Genomic DNA, 20,892 nt, shown 5'->3' with positions numbered 1-20,892 from the left:
AACCGAACTGAACCGACCCGAACCGACCCGACCGAGCCGACACCGGAGACCGGAGACCGTTCCGTGCACGCCAGCATCACCGCCGCCTACCTCGCCCGGTACCGCGCCGCTGCCGCCGACTCCCCGATGGAACTGCTCCCGCTGACCGGCGCCCAGCGGCGGTTCCTGATCACCCGCCGACTCGCCCCGCAGACCCGCTCCGACGTCGCCCCGCTGTTCTTCGCCTACCCGGCCGGCGCCCTCGACCTGGACCGGCTGGGCCGCGCCGCCACCGCCGTCGCGGCCGCCCACCCGGCGCTGTGCGGCGCCTTCGTGACCGTCCGCGGCACCCCGGTGCTGCGCACCGGCGGCCCCTCCGTCGAGGTCGCCCGGATCGAGGTGGACCCCGACGCCGGCACCCACCGGGCGCTGCGCGCGGCGCTGCTGGACTGGCCGCTCGACGGGCCCGCGCTGCGCCTGCTGGTGGCCCGGGAGCCGGACGGCGGTGAGGACCTGCTCGCCCTCGCGCTGGACCACGCGGCCTGCGACGAGCAGTCGCTCGGGGCGCTGGTCGGCGAACTCACCGAGGCCTACCGGCGGGACGAGCCGTCCGCGCCCGGCCCCGGCCCGCAGGCCGTCGCCGACTTCCGGGAGGCCGTCGAACTCCAGCTGGCCGCCGAGGAGTCCGCCGCCGGGCCCGCCGCCCAGGCCCACTGGGGGCGCCGGCTCGGCGGCCTGACCGGGGCGGGCGGCGGCGCCGCGCGGACCACCGGGATGCTGGTCGAGCGGCTGCCCGCCGTCCCGGCGAGCGCCCGGGGCGCGATCTTCCCCGCCCTGCTGGACGCCGTCGGCGCCGCCGCCAGGCGCCTGCACCGCGCGGACGGCCCGCTGGCGCTCGGCTACCCGTGGGGCGGCCGCCCGCCCGGCGCGCCCGCCGCGCTCGGCTGCTTCCTCAACACCCTGGTGCACGCGGTGCCCACCCGGCCCGCCACCGACCTGGAAGCGCTCTGCGACGACTGGTGGGACGACCTCGACCACGCCGGAACCCCCTTCGACGAGGTGGTCCGGGCCGCCCGGGTCGCCGGATCGCCCTGGTCCGGCGGGCTGGACGCGATGCTCACCTTCGAGGACCTCCAGCGCCGCCCGCCGCTGGTGCTCGGCGGCGTCCCCGGCCGCGAGGTCCACCTCGCCGGGCGCCCGCTCGCCGCGCCGACGGCCGTCTCCGCCTCCCACGGCGAGGAGCTGACGGTGCGCCTGGCCTGGGACGACGAGCGCTTCCCGGCCGCCGACGCCGAGGCCGCCTTCGCCGAGCTGCTGGCCGTGCTGCGCCGTCACCTCTAGACGCTACGGCCCCTCAGACCCCATCCTCCCCAAGGGCCACATCCACCTCACAGGACCACCACTCCAAGGGCCACATCCACCTCACAGGACCACCACTCCAAGGGCCACAACCACTCCAAGGACCGCCTCCACCTCCCAGGACCCCCGGGCCGCGCCCCCACCCCGGTGCGGTCCGGCCCCCACCGGCCGCGCCGGGACCACCCCACGCCCGCGCCCGGCCACCGCAGTGCCGACACGCCCACCACACAAGGGAATCACCCATGTTCGCACTCTCTCCCTCGCAGGAGATCGTCTGGCTGCACGAGCAGATGCAGCCGGGCAGCCGCGCCTACAACTTCACCGGCGTCCTCGACCTGTGGGGAACCCTCGACCGGGACGCCCTGCAGGCCGGCCTCACCGCCGTACTGGCCCAGCACCCCGGCCTGCGCCTGGAGTTGGTGCCCCGGGCGGAGGGCCTCCCCGGCCAGCGGGTCGCCGAGGACTGCCGGCCGGAGCTGCGGCACAGCGACTTCGCCGCCGAGGCCGACCCGGAGGCCGCGTTCCGGACCCTGCTCGCCGCCGAGGCCGAGGAGCCGCTGGACACCGAGCGGGCGCCGCTGCTGCGCTGGCACCTCGTCCGGCTCGCCGACGACCACCACCGGCTGATCCACGTCGAGCACCACCTCGTCCACGACGGCCACTCCTTCGCGATCTTCCTGCGCGACCTGTTCACCGTCTACCGCGCCCACGTCCTCGGCGAGTCCTACGAGTTGGCCACCGCCCCCTCGTACGAGCAGCACGCCCGCACCGAGGCCGACCCGCAGGCCCGCGAGCGCGCCCTCGCCTTCTGGACCAAGGAGCTGGCCGACGCCCCGCGCGAGGTCACCCTGCCCGGGCTGGCCCACCCCGGCGTCGAGCGCCGCCACCGCGGCGGGCAGCTGCGCCAGTCGATCGGCGCCGACCTCGCCGAGCGGCTGCGCGAGCGCAGCCGGACCGACGGGCACACCCCGTTCAGCACCCTGCTCGCCCTGTTCGCCGAACTGCTGCGCCGGCACAGCGGCCACCGCGAGGTCACCGTCGGTACCGCCGTCGGCAACCGCCCCGAGGGCTTCGAGGGCACCGTCGGCATGTTCGTCAACACCGTGCCGCTGCGCCTGCGGCTCGACCCGGCCGCCTCCGGCACCGAGGCCGTCGACGAGGTCACCGACGTCCTGATGCGCGCCCTGCCCTACCAGGACCTACCGGTGCAGGAGCTCACCCGCCGGCTCGGCCTGCACACCGGGGGCGCCGACAACCCGCTGTTCAACGTGATGTTCAGCGCCCACGACGCCGCGCTGCCCGACGTCCAGGCCCCCGGGCTCGACGTCTCGCTGTACGAGGGCTTCAACACCGGCACGACCCGCTTCGACCTCGACCTGGTGCTGCTGCCCGACGACCGCCGGGTGGTCGGCGAGAAGCACGGCGCCGCCGGGATGACCCTGATCTGGGACTACGACGCCGACCTGTTCGGCGAGGCCAGGGCCGTGCTGCTGTCCGAGCGCCTGCTGGAGCTGCTGCGCCGCTACCTGGACGCCCCGGAGACGGTGCTCGCCGCGCTGGCCCCCGAGCCCGCGGCCGAGCCCGCCACCCCGGTCGTCCCGGTCGGACTCGACCCGGCCGCCGCCCACGACCCCACCGCGCTCGCCCTGCTGGCCGGCACCGAGCGGATCACCTACGGCGAACTGGACCGCCGGGTAAGCGAGTTGGCCGACCGAATGCGCGCCGCCGGAGTCACCGCCGGCCAGCCGGTGGCCGCCGTGCTGCCGCGCGGCACCGACAGCGTGGTCGCCCTGTTGGCCTGCCTGCGCCTGGGCGCCGTCCACGCGCCGCTGTCCACCGAGGACCCGGCCGCCCGGCTCGGCCTGCTGCTGGAGCGGCTCGCCCCCGCGCTCGTCCTCGCCACCCGGCAGAGCGCGCTCGCGCTGCCCGCCGAGGGCGTCACCCCGGCGCTGCTGGACGGCCCCGCCTTCCCGAAGGCCGAGCCCGCCGCCGTCCTGGAGGGCGGCGCGTACGTCATCCACACCTCCGGCTCCACCGGCGTGCCCAAGCCCGTCCTGGTCGGCCGCGAGGCCCTCGCCGGGTACGTCGCCGCGATCGCCGCCCGCTACGAACTCACCGCCGCCGACCGGGTGCTGCTGTTCGCCCGGCCCTCCTTCGACGTGTCGCTGGAGGAGGTGCTGCCCGCCCTCGCGGTCGGCGCCGCGCTGGTCGTGCCGCAGCGCGAGGTGCCGACCGGGCCCGAGCTGGTCGCCGTGCTCGCCGCCCGCGGCGTCACCGTCGCCAACCTGCCCACCAGCTACCTGCTCGCGGTCCGCGAGGACCTGCGCGAGGCGCTGCGCGACGGCCGCTGGACGCCGCGCCTGCTCGTCCTCGGCGGCGAGCGGCTGCCCGCCCGCGCCCTGGCCGGGCTGACCGAGGCCACCACGGTGCTCAACGCCTACGGCGTCACCGAGGCCACCGTCACCTCCACCGTCCACCGGGTCACCGCCGAGGACGTCGCCGAGGACGGCGAGATCCCGCTCGGCGCCGAACTCGACGGCGTACGCCTGCACGTCCTGGACGAGACGCTGCGCCCGCTCCCGTACGGCTGCGTCGGCGAACTCGCCGTCAGCGGCGGCCTGCTGGCCGAAGGCTACGTCGGCCTGCCGGAGCCCACCGCGGCCCGCTTCATCACCGTCCCCGGCCTGGACGGCGCCCGGGTCTACCGCACCGGCGACCGCGGCTACCGCGACACCGAGGGGCGCCTGCGCTTCCTCGGCCGCGCCGACAACCAGGTCAAGCTGCGCGGCCACCGGATCGAGCTGGAGGAGATCGAGGCCGCCGCCTCCGCCGAACTCGGCGGCCGCTCCTGCGCGGTGCTGCTGCACCACGACCCGCAGACCGGCCCCCGGCTGGTCGGCTTCCTGGAGGGCGCCGACCGCCCCGACCAGGCCGCCCTGCACGACGCGCTGGCCCGCCGGCTGCCCGGCGGACTCGTCCCCGCCACCTGGACGGCCGTCGCCGCCATGCCCATCCTGCCCGGCGGCAAGCCCGACCGCGCCGCCCTCGCCCGGCTGGCCGACCGGGCCCCCGCCGAGCAGGAGCAGGAGCGCGAGCCCAGCGCCTTCACCGACCCCGGCCAGGAGCTGATCGCCACCGCCTGGCGCGAGGTGCTCGGCCACGACCGCTTCGGCCCGGACTCGCACTTCTTCGAGGTCGGGGGCCACTCGCTGCTCGCCGCCCAGCTCGCCGCCTTCCTGGAGCCCCACCTGGGCAGCCGCCCGCCGCTGCGCACCCTGTTCCGGCACGCCGTCCTGGCCGACCAGGCGCGCGTCCTCACCGGAGACGTCAAGTGACCGCCCCCTCCGCCGTCCTGGAGGACGGCCACCGCGAGCTCGTGGACGCCTTCGAGAGCTTCGTCCGCCGCGAACTCGTCCCGCTCGCCGCCGAGTTGCCGGAGACCGCCGACCAGGTCCCGAGTGACCTGCGGGCCTACGTCCGCAAGCGCTCCGCCGCGCTCGGCTTCTACGCCGGCGACTACCCCGAGGAACTCGGCGGCGCCGACATGCCGTTCACCGCCGTGGTGCTGCTGCACCACGCCGCCGGACGCAGCGGCTGCGTGCTCGCCCCCTACGCGCTGGCCGGCTCCGACGGGCCCAGCCCGCTGCTGCGGCACGGCACCCCCGAGCAGATCGAGCGGCACCTGATCCCGCTGGTGCGCGGCGAGCAGACCCGCTGCCTGGCGCTCACCGAGCCGCAGGCCGGCTCGGACGCCTTCCACCTCACCACCACCGCCGTGCGCACCGGCGACGGCTGGGTGCTCAACGGGCGCAAGACCTTCGTCAGCAACGCCGAACACGCCGGGATCGCCCTGGTGGTGGCCGCCACCGACCTCGGCGACGGCAAGGGCCCGACCGCCGGGGCGACCGCCTTCGTGCTGCCGATGGACCAGCCCGGCCTGCGGATCGGCCAGCGCTACGAGGGGATGTCCGGCGAGCCGCTGTTCGAGCTGCTGCTGGACGGGGTCACCGTCGGTCCGGAGGCCGTGATCGGCGGCGAGGAGGGCATCGCCGCGGCCACCGCCCTCGCCATGGACAGCCTCTCCCGTGGCCGCCTGGTGGTCGCCGCGATGTGCAACGGCATCGCCGAGTACGCGCTGCGGATCGGCGTCGAGTACGCCCGCGAGCGGCGCGCCTTCGGCAAGGTGATCGGCGAGTACCAGCACATCCAGGAGCACCTGGTGACCACCCGCGCCGAGGTGGAGTGCGCCAAGCTGCTCACCCTCGCCTGCGCCCGGCTGGTCGACGAGGGCACCGAGGCGCCCGAGAACGCGGCGCTCGCCAAGCTCACCGCCTCCGAGACCGCCGTCCGCGCGGTGGACCGCTCGCTCCAGGTCCACGGCGCCACCGGCTGGGTGCGTGGCCACCCCCTGGAATTCCTGTACCGCTACGTCCGGATGACGACGATCATCGAAGGGACCTCCGAGGTCCAGAAGGTGATCATCGCCCGCTCCATGGGCCTGAACTGACGTCACGCACGCATCTGGAGACGATGATGGAATCCCTGAGCATCGGCTACGGCCGCCCGCACCAGGACGGCGCGGTCCTCGACCTGTTCACCACCTGGGCGCACCGCACCCCGCAGGCGCCCGCCCTGATCGACGGCGGGCGCACCCTCGGCTACGCCGAACTCGACCGCCTCGCCGACACCGTGGCGGAGTCCCTGCGCGGCAAGGTCGGCGCCGGCGACCTGGTCGGCGTCTGCCTCGGCCACTCGGCGGAGCTGGCCGCCGTCACCCTGGCGATAGCCAAACTCGGCGCCGTCCACCTGCCGCTCGGCCCGCGCCCCGGCGAGAAGCGCCTCCAGGCCGTCGCCGAGCAGTTGCGCCCGGCCTGTCTGATCGGCGAGGCCGCCGTGCTGCCGCCCGGCGGCGAGCGCCTCGAACTCGACCTGCCCAGCCCAGGCCTGCCCACGCCCGGCCTGCCCACCCCCGGCCTGCTGGCCGCCCTGACGCCCGGTGAGCAGGTGAGCGTGCCGGTCGGCACCCACTACGCCGTGCTCACCTCCGGCTCCACCGGCACCCCCAAGGCCGTCGCCGTCACCGAACCGGCGCTCGGCGCGCTGCTGCACTGGTACCGCGAGCTCACCGGCCTCGGCCCCGGCGAGCGGCACAGCCTGCTGGTCGGCGTCGCCTTCGACCCGCACGTGATGGAGCTGTGGGCCACCCTCACCTCCGGCGCCGCGCTCGTCGTCGCTCCCGAGAGCGTCCGCTGGGACTCCGGCGCGCTCACCGACTGGTGGCGCGAGGCGGGCATCACGGTCTCCCTGCTGCCCACCCCGCTGGCCGAGCCGATCCTCAACCGGCCCTGGCCCGCCGGGCTGGCACTGCGCCACCTGGTGGTCGGCGGCGACCGGCTGCGCCGCGCCCCCGGGCCGGAGGTCACCGCGACCGTCCACAACGCCTACGGCCCCGCCGAGGCCACCGTCGCCACCACCGTGCACACCATGGCGCCCGGCGGCGACCACGGCGCCGGTGCGCCGCCGATCGGCCTGCCGATCCCCGGCGCCGTCCTGCTGGTCACCGACGAGCAGGGCGACCCGGTGCCCAGAGGGACGGCCGGCGAGCTGCGGATCGGCGGCCGGGGCCTGGCCGCCGGCTACCTCGACCCCGAGCTGACCGCCCGCCGCTTCGTCCAGGCGCCCCCCGGCGTGGACGGCACCGACCGGGTCTACCGCACCGGCGACCGGGTGGTGATGCGCGCCGACGGCGTGCTGGAGTTCCACGGCCGGCTGGACGACCAGGTCAAGGTCAGCGGGGTACGGATCGAACCCGCCGAGGTCGAGGCCGCCTTCGAGCGCGACGACCGGGTGCGCCGCGCCGTGGTCGCCGCCGAGGCCGCGGCCACCGGCGGCGTCCGACTGCTCGCCTTCGTCCAGGCCGAGGCCGACGCGGACACCGCGAGCCTGCTGGAGGCCGTCCGGCCCTGGCTGCCCGAGCAGGCCGTGCCCTCGGCCGTACAGCTGGTCGACACCTTCCCGCTGGACCCCAACGGCAAGGTGGACCGCGCGGCGCTGCTCGCCGCGCTCGCCGCCGAGCCCGCGGCCCCGGCGGCCGTCGGCGAGGACGGCGACACCGCGGTCGAGCGCACCCTGGTGAAGCTCTGCCGCGAGCTGCTCGGCCGCGCCGACGTCGGCCCGGGCGACAACTTCCTGGCGTCGGGCGGCAACTCGCTGGCCGCCGCCCGACTGCTGGAGTCCCTGGAGGGGGAGTACGGCGTACGGCTGCGCGCCCCGCTGCTGCTGCGCCAGCCCGACCTGCGGGCGGTCGCACGGCTCGTCGAGGAGCGGATGCCCAGCGCGTCCCTCGCTTGAGGTCCCGGAGCCGTCCCGCTGCACCGGGCCCCGTCCGGCCCCGTGCACCGCGGGCCCCGTCCGGCCCCGTGTACCTGGCCCCGTCCGGCCCCGTACGGGACGGCTCCGCCCCCGTCGCGCCCCCGTCGCACCTCCCGATCTGAACAGCGGCGCCCCGGCCCCAGCGCCGGGGCGCCCGGAAGGGACCCAGCCATGACGCCCGTCCTCCCCACCCTCCCCGCGCTGGTCGCCCGGCAGGCCGAGCAGCACCCGAGCGCGCTCGCCCTGACCGACGGCGCCACCTACCTCACCTACCGCGAACTCCACGACGCCGCCGGCCGGTTGGCCGCCGTCCTGGCCGCGCGCGGGATCGGCCCCGGCAGCGCCGTCGGCCTGCTGTGCGCCCGCTCGGCCAGGTTCGCCGTCGCCCAGCTCGCCGTCTGGCGGGCCGGCGGCCTCGTCGTCCCGCTCGACCCGGCCTACCCGCGCCCGCGCATCGCCGAGATGACCGCCGACGCGGAGGTCCGCCTCGTCCTGGGCGACAAGGCGCTGCTCGCCGACGCCGGACTGCCCGCCGAGCGCACCCTGGTGCTCACCGAGCGCGGCACCGAGGAGACCGGCGCGGCGGTGCCCGACGCCGCCGAACCGGACGCGCCCGCCCTGCTCTACTACACCTCCGGCTCCACCGGCCGCCCCAAGGGCGTGCTCGTCCCGCACCGCGCCGTCACCGACCTGGTCACCGCCCCCGACGGGCTCGTCCTCGGCCCGCGCGACCGGGTGCTCTTCCACTCCACCCCCTCCTTCGACGCCGCCACCTTCGAACTGTGGGCGCCGCTCGCCCACGGCGCCGCCGTCGCCGTCTCCCCGACCGAGCGGCCCAGCGCCGAGGAACTCGTCCGCGACGTCGAACGGTTCGGCGCCACCACCGCCTTCCTCACCACCGCGCTCTTCCACCACCTGGCCGCCAAGGAGTCCCGGATCTTCGGCGTGCTGCGCACCCTGGCCGTCGGCGGCGAGGCGCTCGCCCCCGAGCATGCCGGGGCCGTGCTGCGGGCCTTCCCCTGGCTGGAGCTGTACAACGTCTACGGGCCCACCGAGGCCACCACCTTCACCACCGCCCACCGGATCACCCCCGCCGACTGCGCGGGCGGCCCCGTCCCGATCGGACGCCCCTTCGGCGGCGCCCGCGCCCTCGTCCTGGACGAGCGGCTCGCCCCGGTCGCACCCGGCGAGGTCGGCGAACTGTGGATCGGCGGCGGGCGGCTCGCCCAGGGCTACCTCAACCGGCCCGAGCTGACCGCCGAGCGCTTCCGCGAACTCCCCGGCAGCGACCGGGCCTACCGCAGCGGCGACCTGGTGCGCCAACGCCCCGACGGCGCACTGGAGTTCCACGGCCGCACCGACGACCAGGTGAAGGTCCGGGGCTTCCGGATCGAGCCCGGCGAGGTCGAGCAGGCCCTGCTGCGCTTCCCCGAGGTCGCCGAGGCGGCCGTGGTGGTCCGCCGCGCCGGACAGGCCGACGCCGCGCTCACCGCCTGCGTCGTCCTCGCCGAGGGCGCCGGGGCGGCCGCCGAGACCCTGCGCACCCGGCTCGCCGAGCGACTGCCCGCCCACCTGGTGCCCACCGCCTGGGCCGTCCTCCCCGCCCTGCCGCTCACCGGCAACGGCAAGGTCGACCGCCGCGCGCTCGCCGCCGCCCCGGACCCGGCGGCGGAGCGCCCGAGCGCGGCGGCGGAGCGCACCGGCGCGGCGGCCGAACTCACCCCGATCCAGCAGGTCGTCGCCGAGGCCTGGAGCCGCGCCCTGGAACGCCCGATCACCGACCCGGCCGCCGACTTCCTCGCCGAGGGCGGGCACTCGCTGCTCGCCATGTGGGTCGTCGACGACCTGGCCGGGGAGTTCGGCATCGACCTGTCCCTCGCCGACTTCCTCGGCCACCCCACCGTGGCCGGCCAGGCCGAACTACTGGAGCGCGCCCTGCGGGACGCCGACGACACCCAGGGAGCACCCCAGCGATGAGCAACGACCAGAACGACCTGCTGCGGCGCGCCCGCAACCGCCGCACCGCCCTCGCCCCGCAGCGCCCGGCCGCCGCCGACGTCGACGCCGGCCCGGCCCCGCTCTCCCACGCCCAGCAGCGGATGTGGCTGATGGAGCAGCTCGGCCAGGGCGGCGCCCTCTACAACGTCCCGATCGCCACCCGGCTGCGCGGACCGCTCGACGAAGCCGCCCTCGCCACCGCGCTCACCGGGCTCACCGAGCGGCACGCCGTGCTGCGCACCCGCTACCCGCGCCGCGGCGAACAGCCGTACCAGCACCTCGAACCGGCCGGTCCCGTCCCGCTGGCCGTCCTGGACGCCACCGGCGACGGCACCGAGCAGCTGACTGCCGAGGCCGCCCGCCCCTTCGACCTCACCGAAGGCCCGGTGCTGCGCGCGCTGCTGCTGCGGCACGCACCCGAGGACCACACCCTGCTCCTGACGATCCACCACATCGCCGTCGACGGCGGCTCGCTGCCCGTCCTGGCCGCCGACCTCGCCGAGCTGTACGCCGCCGCCCGCGACGGCGTCGAGCCCCGGCTCCCGGCGCCCGGCATGCCGTACGCCGAGTACGCCCGCCAGGAGCGCGCCCGCGACGCCGAACTCACCGCCGCCGCCGACGCCCTCGCCGCCCGGCTGGCCGGCGCCCGCCCGCTGCCGCTGCTGCGGCCGGTCGCCCCCGGCGCCCGCGACCGCCGGGCCGGCCTGCACGCCGTGCCACTCGACCCGGCCACCGTCGAGGGCCTGCGGCAGCTCGGCGCCCGGCACGGCGCCACCCTGTTCGCCGTCGTCCTGGCCGCCGCCTTCGCCACCCTGCGCACCGCCGCCGGCCAGGACGACCTCACCCTCGGCTGCGCCAGCGGCCACCGGGCCCGCCCCGAACTGCGCCGCACCGTCGGCCTGGGCGTCAACACCCTCGCGGTGCGCGCCGAACCGGCCGGGGACGCCTCCTTCGCCGAGGCCATCGCCCTGGTGCGCGGCGCCCTGCTGGAGGCCCAGCAGCACCACCAGGTGCCCTTCGACCTGGTGGTCGAGCGGCTCGGCGCGGCGGCGCGCGGCGCGGACGGCACCCCGCTGCTCTCGGCCAGCTGCGACCTGGTCCAGCCCGCGACCGCCCTGACGCTGCCCGGCCTGGACGCCGAACACGTCGACGTCGACCTGGAACTCGCCAAGTTCGACCTCACCCTGGTGCTGGAGGAGGGGCCGCGGCCGCGCTGCCTGGTCCAGCACGACCACGCGGCCCTGGACGGCGCCACCGCCGCCCGGCTGGCCGAGGCCTTCGCCGCCGTGCTCCGCGCGGCTGTCGAGGACCCGGACCGCCCGCTCGCCGAACTCCCCGGCGAACTGCTGGTCCGCGCCGACCGGCACCCGGTGCTGGAGGCCCTGGCGGCCCATCCCGGGGTGGCCGACGCGGCCGTGGTGGAGACCGCCGACGGCCCGCCGCTCGCCTACGCGGTGGTGCGCGGGGCGGTCGCCCCCAGCGGCACCGACCTGCGCGCCCGGCTCCGGGCCGTCGTCCCCGCCGCCGAACTCCCGCTGGCCGTCACCCTGTTGGACCGCATCCCGCGCGGCGCGGACGGTGCCGTCGACCGCGGGCGCCTGCCCGGCGCCGCCGGCGCGGCGGCTCCCGGCGGCTCCGGCGCTGCGGAGGCGGATCGGGCCGAGGCGGATCGGGCCACGGCGGCTCGGGCGACGGCGGCGACCGGCCCGCTCGACCTGGTCCGCACCGCCTTCGGCGAACTGCTCGGCAGCGTCCCGCCCGCCGACGGCGACTTCTTCGCCCTCGGCGGCTACTCGCTGGTCGCCGTCCAGCTCGCCGAACGCCTGCGCACCCGCGTCGGCGTGCCGCTCACCGGCCTCGACATCCTGGAGCACCGCACCCCGCGCGCCCTCGCCGCCCTGCTCGCCGCCCGCGAGGAGGAGCGCCGCGCCGCCCTCACCCGCGTCGACGGCTTCCACAGCACCGAGCCGCGCACCGGCACCGTGCTGCTCACCGGCGCCACCGGCGGCGTCGGTGCCGCCGTGCTCCAGGAACTGATGGCCCAGGGGCGGCCGGTACGCGTCCTGGTCCGCCCCGAGTCGGCCCACCTGCCGGCCCTGCACGGCGCCGAGATCGCCGAGGGCGACCTCGCCGACGTCGACAGCCTCGAGCGCGCGGTCAAGGGCGTGGACGCCGTCATCCACGCCGCCTGCACCTTCACCGAGCACGAGGTCGACCGGGCCGCCATGCGCGCCCTGCTGGACGGCTGGTCCGGCGGCCCGTTCGTCTTCGTCAGCAGCATCGACGCCTACGGGCGCCCGCCCGGCACCGAGGTCACCGAGGGAGGCCCCAGCGGCGCACCCGTCACCGCCTACGGCCAGGCCAAGCTCGACTGCGAGCGGATGCTGTTCGAGACCGCCGAGGCCACCGGCCACGGCCCGGCCACCGTGGTGCGCGCCCCCATCGTCTGGGGCCCGCACCACCGCCTGCGCGACCAGCTCCGCTGGGGCTCCACCGGCGACCTCTACCAGGCCGCCCTGGCCGGCCGGCCGATCGCCCTGCCGGCCGCGGCCGACGGCGAGCCGGAGGAGTGGAACGGCGCCGCCTGGGTGCACTCCGCCGCCCTGGCCCGCGCCCTCGCCGCCTGCGCCCTGCCCGACAGCCCCGCCGCCGGCCGGATCGTCAACGCGATCACCGGGCACGTCTCCTGGGCGGAGTTCGGGACCGAGCTGATCCGGCTGCTCGGCTCGGACAGCACCCTGGACCTGCGCCCCGACGCCGACCCCGAGCTGCGGCGCCCGTGGCACTACCGGGCGGAGACCCTCGCGGCCGCGCTCCAGCCGGAGCCGGGGGAGGACTGGCGCAGCGTGCTGGCGGCCATGGTCGGCTGACGGCGCCCGCCGGGCGGCGGTCGGCCATCCCGGATCCGGGGGCCGGCCGCCGTTCGACGGGTGTTGCGTCCTGAGCTTCGCCTTCGTTCCGGACCGGCGGTGCCACTGCACGGACGAGTTCTCGGACGCCCCGGGCTGGGCCGACACCCTTGCCGGGGCCGGCTTCGCCGTGCTGGGGCGCCGCTCGCCGGGCGACGGCCCGGCGCCGGTGCAGCCGGGCCGTGGCCGTGGCACGGATCCGCCGGGGGCGTCCGTGTTCGGCCAGGAGGCCGAGCACGGGGCCGCTGGGTGCCGTCCCGGCGGTGTGTTCGTCCGGGTCCTGCTCCGGGTCCCGCTCCGGGTTCGCGGTCAGCCCGTCGTCGTGCACGGGGATCTCCTCTCGTCGCGCCCCTCAGCCGATGTCGACCACCCGGGCCCAGCTCGGCGGTGCGTCCGGCCGGTACTCGCCGTTGTTCTCGCTGTACCGGGCCCCGCGCCGGAACCGGCCCACCACCGTACGGCAGGAGGGCGCGACCGACGGCCAGGGCGTCTGCCCGTCCGTCAGCACCACGACGACGTCCGGCTGCGGCCTGGTCCGCAGCGCCGCCGCGAAGCCCGTCCGCAGGTCCGTCCCGCCGCCGCCGACCAGCGGGACGCCCGCCGCGCGGCAGAGCGCGCCGACGGACTGCGGGGCTGCGTCGCAGGACAGCACGGTGACCAGGTCGTGCCGGCCGCCGACCGCCCGGCCGATCGCCGCGACCTCCAGCAGCGCACTGCCCAGCTCCTGGTCCGAGACCGACCCCGAGGTGTCGATCACCACCGAGACCCGGGGCGGGCGCCGCCGCAGGCTCGGCAGCACCACGCCCGGCAGCGAGACCGCGCGGCGGGCCGGACGGCCGTAGCTGTAGTCCCCGCCCGCGCCCGGCCCGGAGACCGCCGAGCGCAGTGCCGCGCCCAGGAGTTGGCGCCACGGCTGCGGCGGGTGGAACGCCTCCTCGGCCCAGCGCCGCCAGCCTGCCGGGGCGTTCCCCGGGCGGCCCCGGATGCCCTCGGCGACCCGGAAGCGGACCGCGTCCTGTTCCTGGGCGGTCAGCCCGTGGGCGCCGTCCGGGCCCAGCTCCCAGGGGCGGTCCACGCCGTCGGCGCCGCTGCCGCAGTCCAGCCAGGCCAGGTTCAGCCGGCGCAGGTCGAAGCGGAAGTTGCGGACGTAGTCCTCCATCAGCTCGCCCCCGGGCAGGCCGAGGTACTCCGGGGTCAGCGCGCCCGCGGGCGTGACCAGGCCGTCACCGAAGGCGTCGTCGTTGATCTCGCAGTCGGCGGCGATGTTCATCCGCAGCCGGTCCGCCGGTTCGGTCAGCCCGAGGACGCGGGCCAGGCGGTCGCTGCGCCCGTGGTGGTCGCGCAGCAGGTGCGAGACCTCGTGGACCCAGATCGAGGCGAGGTCCTCCACCGGGGTGCGGTCGACGAAGGCGGGGGAGGCGTAGCAGCGCCAGTGGCGGTCCACGGCCATGGTCGGGACCTGGCGGTCCTCCACCAGGTGGAGGGCGAACAGCGCGGTCGCCAGGTAGGGGCGGGCCCGGGCGGCCTGGAGCCGGGCGGCGTACAGCTTGTCGCGGTCCAGCGGGCGCGCGTCGGCCGGACGCGCGTCCGCCGAATCCGGCACCGGTTTCCGCGCCGGTGCGGACAGCGCTGGGGACCGCGGTACGGGTAGCGGTACGACCAGGGGGCGGGCGGTCAGCGGTTTGCCGCGCCTGCGGACGTCCAGCGGTGTGGCGGCGGGCCGGGTCCGGTTGTTCCAGCCGGTGTCCGGCGGGGTGGCGCCGGTGGGGGTGGTGCCGGTGGGGGTGGTGCCCGGCGGCGTGCTGCCCTCGGGCACGGTGCCCTTCGGCGTGCGGCTCGTGCTCATCGGCCGGCCGTCACATCGGTGCGGGCGGCGGTCCGGACGGCGGCGCGGTCGGCCCGCCGGGACAGCGCCACCGTCGAGGCGAGGTGCTCGATCGCCGCCGGGACCTCCCAGTTCTCCCGGCGCAGCGAGGCCAGCGTGGTGGCCGGGACGACCAGCACGTCCGGCGCGCCGGTCGACATCGCCCGCACCAGCAGCGCCCAGGCGGCGTCCCAGCGCGCCCGCTCCGGCCGGTTGCGCACCGCGGCCACCACTCCGTCCAGCACCACCTGGCGCAGGTCCCCGCGTTCGGGCAGCACGGCGGCGCTCGGGTCGGCGAGCAGCAGCTCGGGGTCCGGCAGGTCCATCCGGTCCATGCTCGCCATCAGTTCCAGCCCCGGCCCGTCCCCGACCGTGCCCCGGACCAGCAGCGACAGCACCTCCCGGGAGGAGCCGGCCGCGGTGGCGAAGGCGATCAGCCGCAGCGTCATGTCCCAGCTGCGCGGGGACGGCCAGGCACCGCCGCGCCTGGTCTCGTTGGTGGGCAGCCGGTGCACCAACTCCGGCCTCACCGTGAGCAGTTCGCAGACCGCCCGGCGGGCGAAGCCGACCGCGGCCGACAGCTCCGCCGGATCGAGCTGCGGCAGGGTGGCGACCGGCCACACCCCGCCGAGGCCGCGCACCACCACCTCGTGGTCGTGCACCCACTGGAGGTGGACGAAGCGGTTCGCCAGCGGTGCGCTCAGCTCCCACCCGTCGGCCGCCGAGGAGCGTGGGTTCGCCGCCGCCACGATCCGTACGCCAGGCGGCAGTTGGAGTGAACCGATGCGGCGCTCCAGGACCAGCCGGAGCAGCGCCGCCTGGACGGCGGGCGGCGCGGTGGACAACTCGTCCAGGAACAGCAGCCCGTGCCCGGCCCGGACCAGGCGCACCGCCCAGTCCGGCGGGGCCAGCGGGATGCCCTGCTGCGCGGGGTCGTCGCCGACGACCGGCAGGCCGGAGAAGTCCGAGGGCTCGTGGACGCTGGCGATGACGGTGGTCAGCGGCAGGTCCAGGGCCTCGGCGAGCTGGTTGAGGGCGGCGGTCTTGCCGATGCCGGGCTCGCCCCAGAGCAGTACGGGCAGGTCCGCGGCCACCGCCAGGGTGAGCGCCTCCAGTTGGTCGTCCGGGCGGGGTTCGGTGCGGGTGTCGGCGAGCAGGTCGAGGAGCCGGCGGGCGACGTCGAGGCGGGCGGGGGTGGCGGGGGTGGACATGGTCACGGGCATGGGTGATCACCTTTGGAGGTCGGAGGAGGTCAGTGGGTTCCGCGCCGTGGCGGCCGCGCGGCGTACGCGGGTTCGAGCGGATCAGCGGATCAGCGGGCGGCGGTACGCGGTTGCGAGCGGATCAGCGGGCGGCGGTGTGCGGGGGCCGTGGGAACGCGTGGCTGCGGCCCCGGTGTCGGGGCAGGCCGAACCGGTAGAAGTCGTAGTGGGTCAGGGGCTTCGCGGTCCTGGCCTGCCGGTCGACGGTCAGGCCGGAGCGGTAGAGGCCGTAGGCGATCCGGCGCTCGGCGGCCGCCGCGAGCTCCTCCCGCAGCGGGCCCTCACGCAGTGCCGCCTGTCGGCCGAGCAGGTCCTCCACCACGGCCAGGGCTCCGGCGGTGTCGCCGTGGTTCAACCGCTGGCGCACGTCGTCCAGTTCGGCCGGATCGCGGTGCGCCTGGTCGATCGCGCGCAGGCAGGGCAGCGGGGTGCCGGACAGCGCGGCCAGCAGCTCCTCGCGGCGCAGCTGCTCCGGGTCGTGGTCGAGTGCGGTCAGCACCCCGTCGACCACGGCGATCCGGTGCCGGGCGCCGCGGCACTCCACCAGCCGTTGCCCGGCGGGTGGTCGGTCCTCCTGCCGGGGCCGGGGGCCGGGTGCCAGCGCGGCCGCGACCAGTGGGTGCAGCCGGTCGGCGTCGAGCTTGCCGCTGTGCAGCAGGTCGAGGTCGGGCGGTACCCAGGTCGCCGCGTCGGGCAGCAGTGGCAGCGCCCGGACGTCCCCGACCGCCGCTTCGGCGTGGCCGTCGGGCCCGAGCACCAGCCGCTCGCCGCGCCCGAGCCGTACTGCGACGGGCCCGGGCGGGAGCCCCTCGGCGTGCAGCAGCAGCTCGGCCTCGGCGGCCCAGCGGTCGACGGCCCGGCGCAGCCCGTGGGGCCCGACTCCGGTGTGCGGTGCCCCAGTTGGCGGGAGGGAACCGGCCCGCGCCGCCAACTCCCCGCTGCGGCCCGCGTCCCACAGGTGCCGGTGCAGGTCGAGCCGGTACCGGCGGCTGGGGCGCGGATGGGGGTGCGGGGCCGGGCCGGGATCCGAACCGTCCCAGAGCGCCAGGCCGATCCGCTGCCCGTACTCCGCCCAGGCGGGCGGCGTGCGGACGACGAGGTGCACCGGCCGCTCGCCCGGATAGCGGGCGAGCGGGACGGTCAGCCCGGCGCGCAGCAGTCCGGCGGGGGCGGTGCGCGGCAGGTGCCAGCGCAGTAGGTCCGGCGCCAGGCGACGCAGGTCCTCACGTACCCGTTCGGCCAGTGCGTGCCCGTGGGCGTGCGCGACGTCCCGCAGGCGGAAGTCGACCTCGACGTTGGCGGCGGCGCAGGCCCCGGCCCAGTCACCGGCGAGTCGGCGCGCGGTGGCGGTTTCGATCATGGAGGGCGGCACGGCGTACTCGCGTACGCGCCGCCAGAAGGAGAAGCGGGAGTCATCCTCGTTCGCGGTGTGAGTGAGCATCAGCACTCACCTTTGGCGAACGGGACCTCCGATCCGAGAGCAGCGAAAGTGTTCATCGCCGGGGAGCATAGCGCCCGTCCTCGCTGCCGCGCCACAGTCTTTCGTCACGGCCGCAGCGCGGTCCGTCCTGCCGGTGTGCGTCCGCCGGTCCGCTCAGGAACCGCTGGAGAGCAGGTCAAGGGCGGTGGTCCGGCTGGCCGATTTCGTCCCCCTTCGCCCCCGGCCCGGTCGCGGCGTCGGCGGTCGGCGGCGCAGACTGGTCGGTACACGGCAGTTCCGACACCAGGGGGCGGCATGGCCTTACCAGCCTTTGGGCGTAGTGGAGTTGGACGGCGGGCGGGTGGGCGGCTCCGGGCGGTGGTCGGCGCGCTCGCCGTCGCCGCGCTGGCGGCGGGTGCGGTGGTCGCGGTGCCGGCCGACGTCGCGGAGGCTGCCGGTCCCTCCGGGAGCAAGGGCGGCGCCAAGGTCGTCTACCTCACCTTCGACGACGGCCCCAGCCCGGCCTACACCCCGAGGATCCTCTCGATCCTCGACCGCTACGGAGTCCGCGCGACCTTCTTCGAGCTCGGCGAGAACGTCGCCGCCCACCCCTCGCTCACCGCCCAGGTCGCCCGGCAGGGCCACAGCGTGCAGAACCACTCCTGGTCGCACCCGGACCTGCGCCGGCTCTCCGGCTCCTCCTTCAACGCCCAGGTCGGCGACACCGACCGGGCCATCCGCGCCCGGACGGGGCACACCCCGACGTGCCTGCGCCCGCCCTACGGTGCGGTCAACGGCACGGTGCGTTCCCGGGCGGCGGCGCTCGGCAAGCAGGTCGTGCTCTGGTCGGTCGACCCGGCCGACTGGTCCCGGCCGGGCGCGGCGGCGATCCGGTCGCGGGTGCTGGACAACGTCCGCCCCGGTTCGGTGATCCTGCTCCACGACGGCGGCGGGGACCGCAGCCAGACCGCGACGGCCCTGCCGACGATCCTGTCCACCCTCAAGGCGCGCGGGTACCGCTTCGCGACGCTCTGCTGACCGGGCGGGGGCCCGGGCCGGCCGGGCCCGGCCCCGCCGAAAAATGAGTTGCCCGCGGGCCGATCCTCGACCACGATCATCCGCATGGACTTTTAACAGTTGCCACGTAGCACCAGCGAACCCTGTCGCGCGATCGACCTCGGAGCCTGACGGCTCGGTACCGAGGCGATGACTCGCGCCCACGTGTGCATCCGTCATCCCGGGAGCGCCCGCGATCCGCCCTGCCCTGCCCTGCTCCGGCCCGTCACGGTCGGGGCCGCGCGGGGGCGGGGTCCGTGGGGCGTTCCCGCAGAGTCCTGAGAGCAACCACCACCATGAATACCGACCGCAAGGCCCACTGGGCCGTGCGTGAGTCCGCGCTGCCCACCGTCGTCCGTCCCTGCCCGGACTGCCCCGGCAGCCGGCACCGTCCCTCGGGGAAGATCCGCGTCAACGCCAGCGGAAAGCTGCTGGACGTCTGGCTGCTGCTGAGCTGCGCGGGCTGCGACCGGACCTCGAAGGTGCCCGTCCACGAACGCGCCCACGTCTCCTCGCTCGACCCGGCCCGACTGGTGTCCTACGAGACCAACGACGCCGCCGTGGTCCGGGAGTTGACGACGAGCGCCTCGCTCGCCGCCCGGAACGGATACCGCCTCGACTGGACCGGCACCTGGGAGCTGGAGGTCCGGACGCCCCTGCACCTGCTCGACGACCCGACGCCGCTCACCGTCCTGGTCGGCTTCGAACTGCCCGTGCCGGTCCGGGTCGAGCGGCTGCTGATGGTCGGGCTCGGCCTCAGCCGCACCGCCGTACGGCGGATGGTCGCGGAGGGGCGGATCCAGCTGCCGCCCGCCCTGACGCCGACGGCCAAGGCGCACCGGGACTTCGAACTCACCCTCCAGCGGCCCGCTGCGGTCCGGGCCGCTTCGGTCGAGGCCGCTTCGGCCGAGGTCGCTGCGGGAGAGGCCACCGCGCTGGTTCCGACCGTCGTAGCGGCCCGGATCGCCACGGCCACGGACCTGGTCCGCCCGAGGGTGTCCCGTACAGCGCGGCGCCAGCCCCTCGTGACGCGGGTCGCGGGCGGGTAAGGAGGGGAACCGCCGTGCCTCCCGTGCGGCCCACCGGCGCATCGCGCGCCGGTGGGCCGCACGGGAGTCCGGCCAGGCCGGTCCAGGCCAACGGGCCGCTCAGCGCTGCCCGTTGAGGACCAGCGCCCAGGCGAGGCAGCACAGTGCGGCCGTGCACAGCAGCGCGCGCAGCACGTTGAAGCGCACCCAGCGCGCCTCGAAGCGGGTGCGCACCGCCGAGGGGTCGGCGATCCGCTGCGGCGCTCCGGCCTGCTCCAACTCGTCGTTCAGCGGGATGTTGACCACGCGGGTGACCGCGATCGCCGCCGCGTACAGCACCAGGGCGGCGATCGTGGCGGGCAGCGCGCGGTGCCCGTCCGAGGGCAGGTGCAGGGCGACCGCGGCGGCCGTGCTGAGCAGGGCGCCGACGAAGCCGAGTACGAACCAGCCGTTCAGGATCGCCACGTTGACCCGCTGCATGACCTCGATGAACGTCCGGTCCTCGACCCGCGCGAGCGCCGGCATCACCGAGCACGCGTAGGCGTAGAACAGCCCGGCGGTCAGTCCGCAGGTGACGGTGGCCGCCACCAGGGCGAGTGTGCGCGCCGATTCCATTCTCCCAGCCCCCCGCTCGGTCGTGCCGCTCGTGCTCTTTCTACACCAGCTCGACCGCTCAGGAGTCCTTCAAGTGACGAGACGTCACATCATCTCCGGCGCCGACCTGACCATCGGCAGTCCGAACATCGACAGGCAGGGAGTCAGCCCGCTGACCGAGGCGGGGATGCGCGCCGCCCGCGCCTGCCAGGCGTCACGGGTCAGCCGCAGCCGCCTGTTCGTCACGGGCCGGCCGCGGACCACATGGCGGTCGATGCCGTCGAGCTCATAACCGTGCCTCCGGGACACGGCGAAGGAGGCGGCATTGTCCTCGAAGGCTCCCGACGTCGCCTCCAGCGCGTCCAGGCCCGCGAAGGCCAGGTGCAGGACGGCGGCGCGCATCTCGGTGCCGATCCCCCGCCGCTGGTACCGCGCACCGAGCCAGGAGGCCGTGGTGACCTCCCGCAGAACGGCGAAGTCGCGGGCGGCGATGGTCTGCAGGCCGACGACCCGGCCGTTCTCGAAGACGGCCAGGTTCAGGGCCCAGTCGCCCGGGGACCAGTTCCCTCGGCGCAACCAGTGGTGCTGCACCACCGAGCGGGCACGTTCGGCCGGAGGAAGGTCGGTCCACGGCACGAGGAAGGGCATGCGGTCCGGCTGGTGGACGCCCTCCCCGGCCAGGTCGGCCAGGTCAGCCAGTTCGCTGTCGGTGGGTAAGCGAAGCTCCAGGCAGGGAGTGTTCAGACGCAGTCCCAGCAGCGGCCAGTGATCGATCAACATGCGCCATTGTCGACGGCGACGGCGGCCGAGGTCATCCGATTTCCGGGGCGCGGAGCAGCGGAGGGCCCAGGTGCGTTGACGCGTCGCTGCTGTGGGTGTGGCCGGGCCCGCCTCGCGCCGCTGTTGGTGGCGGTGCGGGGCGGGCCCGGGGGGTGGTGCTGTGCGGGGGTTAGTTGAGGGCGGCGAGGGCGGCCTCGTAGTCGGGCTCTTCGGCGATCTCGGCGACGAGTTCGGTGTGGAGGACGGTGTCGTTCTCGTCGAGGACGACGAC

13 protein-coding genes are annotated in these 20,892 nt (G+C 76.2%); 8 read left to right on the top strand and 5 right to left on the bottom strand.

All coding sequences use genetic code 11. The annotated features are described in order from the left end of the window. The first annotated feature begins 63 nt into the window (after positions 1-63). The 6 genes from ACIQWA_RS08210 to ACIQWA_RS08185 all read left to right on the top strand — a co-directional run bounded on the left by ACIQWA_RS08210 (position 64) and on the right by ACIQWA_RS08185 (position 12,578). Complete coding sequence (locus ACIQWA_RS08210; RefSeq protein WP_402479775.1) at positions 64-1,320, top strand: non-ribosomal peptide synthetase; 1,257 nt, start codon at positions 64-66, stop codon at positions 1,318-1,320. 260 nt (positions 1,321-1,580) lie between these two features. Beyond that, complete coding sequence (locus tag ACIQWA_RS08205) at positions 1,581-4,673, top strand: amino acid adenylation domain-containing protein (RefSeq protein ID WP_402479773.1); 3,093 nt, start codon at positions 1,581-1,583, stop codon at positions 4,671-4,673. Beyond that, entirely contained in the window at positions 4,670-5,845 is a 1,176-nt protein-coding gene (locus ACIQWA_RS08200) for an acyl-CoA dehydrogenase family protein (protein WP_402479770.1), read from the top strand. The genes ACIQWA_RS08205 and ACIQWA_RS08200 overlap by 4 nt, the downstream gene beginning before the upstream one ends. A gap of 26 nt (positions 5,846-5,871) precedes the next feature. Then, positions 5,872-7,689, top strand: a complete 1,818-nt coding sequence (locus tag ACIQWA_RS08195; protein WP_402479768.1) for a non-ribosomal peptide synthetase — start codon at positions 5,872-5,874, stop codon at positions 7,687-7,689. A gap of 192 nt (positions 7,690-7,881) precedes the next feature. After that, positions 7,882-9,687 (top strand): non-ribosomal peptide synthetase, encoded by a 1,806-nt coding sequence (locus ACIQWA_RS08190; protein ID WP_402479765.1) that lies wholly within the window; start codon positions 7,882-7,884, stop codon positions 9,685-9,687. Then, on the top strand, positions 9,684-12,578 hold the full coding sequence (locus ACIQWA_RS08185) for a condensation domain-containing protein (RefSeq protein WP_402479763.1): 2,895 nt from the start codon (positions 9,684-9,686) through the stop codon (positions 12,576-12,578). Before ACIQWA_RS08190 ends, ACIQWA_RS08185 begins: the two co-directional genes overlap by 4 nt. A 391-nt stretch (positions 12,579-12,969) precedes the next feature. On the opposite strand, the gene ACIQWA_RS08180 is transcribed toward ACIQWA_RS08185, so the two are convergent. From ACIQWA_RS08180 to ACIQWA_RS08170, 3 genes are all read right to left on the bottom strand, one after another. After that, positions 12,970-14,463, bottom strand: coding sequence for a VWA-like domain-containing protein (locus ACIQWA_RS08180; protein ID WP_402479760.1), 1,494 nt, complete (start codon positions 14,461-14,463; stop codon positions 12,970-12,972). Further along, entirely contained in the window at positions 14,460-15,704 is a 1,245-nt protein-coding gene (locus ACIQWA_RS08175) for an AAA family ATPase (protein WP_402479757.1), read from the bottom strand. Before ACIQWA_RS08175 ends, ACIQWA_RS08180 begins: the two co-directional genes overlap by 4 nt. A gap of 121 nt (positions 15,705-15,825) precedes the next feature. Further along, the gene (locus tag ACIQWA_RS08170; protein ID WP_402479754.1) at positions 15,826-17,184 is read right to left on the bottom strand and encodes a hypothetical protein; all 1,359 of its coding nucleotides are present in this window, start codon (positions 17,182-17,184) and stop codon (positions 15,826-15,828) included. A gap of 357 nt (positions 17,185-17,541) precedes the next feature. Between ACIQWA_RS08170 and ACIQWA_RS08165 the strand changes: the two genes are divergently transcribed. Next, positions 17,542-18,201: a polysaccharide deacetylase family protein gene (locus ACIQWA_RS08165; RefSeq protein ID WP_402479751.1), complete on the top strand. Its 660-nt coding sequence runs from the start codon at positions 17,542-17,544 to the stop codon at positions 18,199-18,201. A gap of 314 nt (positions 18,202-18,515) precedes the next feature. Further along, positions 18,516-19,268, top strand: coding sequence for a DUF1062 domain-containing protein (locus tag ACIQWA_RS08160; RefSeq protein ID WP_402479748.1), 753 nt, complete (start codon positions 18,516-18,518; stop codon positions 19,266-19,268). A 99-nt stretch (positions 19,269-19,367) separates the two neighbouring features. Here the strand turns inward: ACIQWA_RS08160 and ACIQWA_RS08155 are convergent, their stop codons facing one another. Continuing rightward, positions 19,368-19,862 (bottom strand): DUF1772 domain-containing protein, encoded by a 495-nt coding sequence (locus ACIQWA_RS08155; RefSeq protein ID WP_402479746.1) that lies wholly within the window; start codon positions 19,860-19,862, stop codon positions 19,368-19,370. 84 nt (positions 19,863-19,946) lie between these two features. After that, the gene (locus ACIQWA_RS08150; RefSeq protein WP_402479743.1) at positions 19,947-20,621 is read right to left on the bottom strand and encodes a GNAT family N-acetyltransferase; all 675 of its coding nucleotides are present in this window, start codon (positions 20,619-20,621) and stop codon (positions 19,947-19,949) included. Positions 20,622-20,892: the final 271 nt, after the last annotated feature.

Source organism: Kitasatospora sp. NPDC098652 (assembly GCF_044760155.1).
Lineage (GTDB): Bacteria > Actinomycetota > Actinomycetes > Streptomycetales > Streptomycetaceae > Kitasatospora.
Note: the sequence above shows the minus strand (reverse complement) of the source record. Positions and strands in the feature narration are given on the sequence as shown.

Bases quoted from the DNA above. Each gene is read 5' to 3' on its own strand.
- ACIQWA_RS08170 (WP_402479754.1), bottom strand. From the start codon at position 17,184: ATGCTCACTCACACCGCGAACGAGGATGACTCCCGCTTCTCCTTCTGG.
- ACIQWA_RS08205 (WP_402479773.1), top strand. From the start codon at position 1,581: ATGTTCGCACTCTCTCCCTCGCAGGAGATCGTCTGGCTGCACGAGCAG.
- ACIQWA_RS08195 (WP_402479768.1), top strand. From the start codon at position 5,872: ATGGAATCCCTGAGCATCGGCTACGGCCGCCCGCACCAGGACGGCGCG.
- ACIQWA_RS08175 (WP_402479757.1), bottom strand. From the start codon at position 15,704: ATGCCCGTGACCATGTCCACCCCCGCCACCCCCGCCCGCCTCGACGTC.
- ACIQWA_RS08185 (WP_402479763.1), top strand. From the start codon at position 9,684: ATGAGCAACGACCAGAACGACCTGCTGCGGCGCGCCCGCAACCGCCGC.
- ACIQWA_RS08160 (WP_402479748.1), top strand. From the start codon at position 18,516: ATGAATACCGACCGCAAGGCCCACTGGGCCGTGCGTGAGTCCGCGCTG.
- ACIQWA_RS08155 (WP_402479746.1), bottom strand. From the start codon at position 19,862: ATGGAATCGGCGCGCACACTCGCCCTGGTGGCGGCCACCGTCACCTGC.
- ACIQWA_RS08180 (WP_402479760.1), bottom strand. From the start codon at position 14,463: ATGAGCACGAGCCGCACGCCGAAGGGCACCGTGCCCGAGGGCAGCACG.
- ACIQWA_RS08190 (WP_402479765.1), top strand. From the start codon at position 7,882: ATGACGCCCGTCCTCCCCACCCTCCCCGCGCTGGTCGCCCGGCAGGCC.
- ACIQWA_RS08150 (WP_402479743.1), bottom strand. From the start codon at position 20,621: ATGTTGATCGATCACTGGCCGCTGCTGGGACTGCGTCTGAACACTCCC.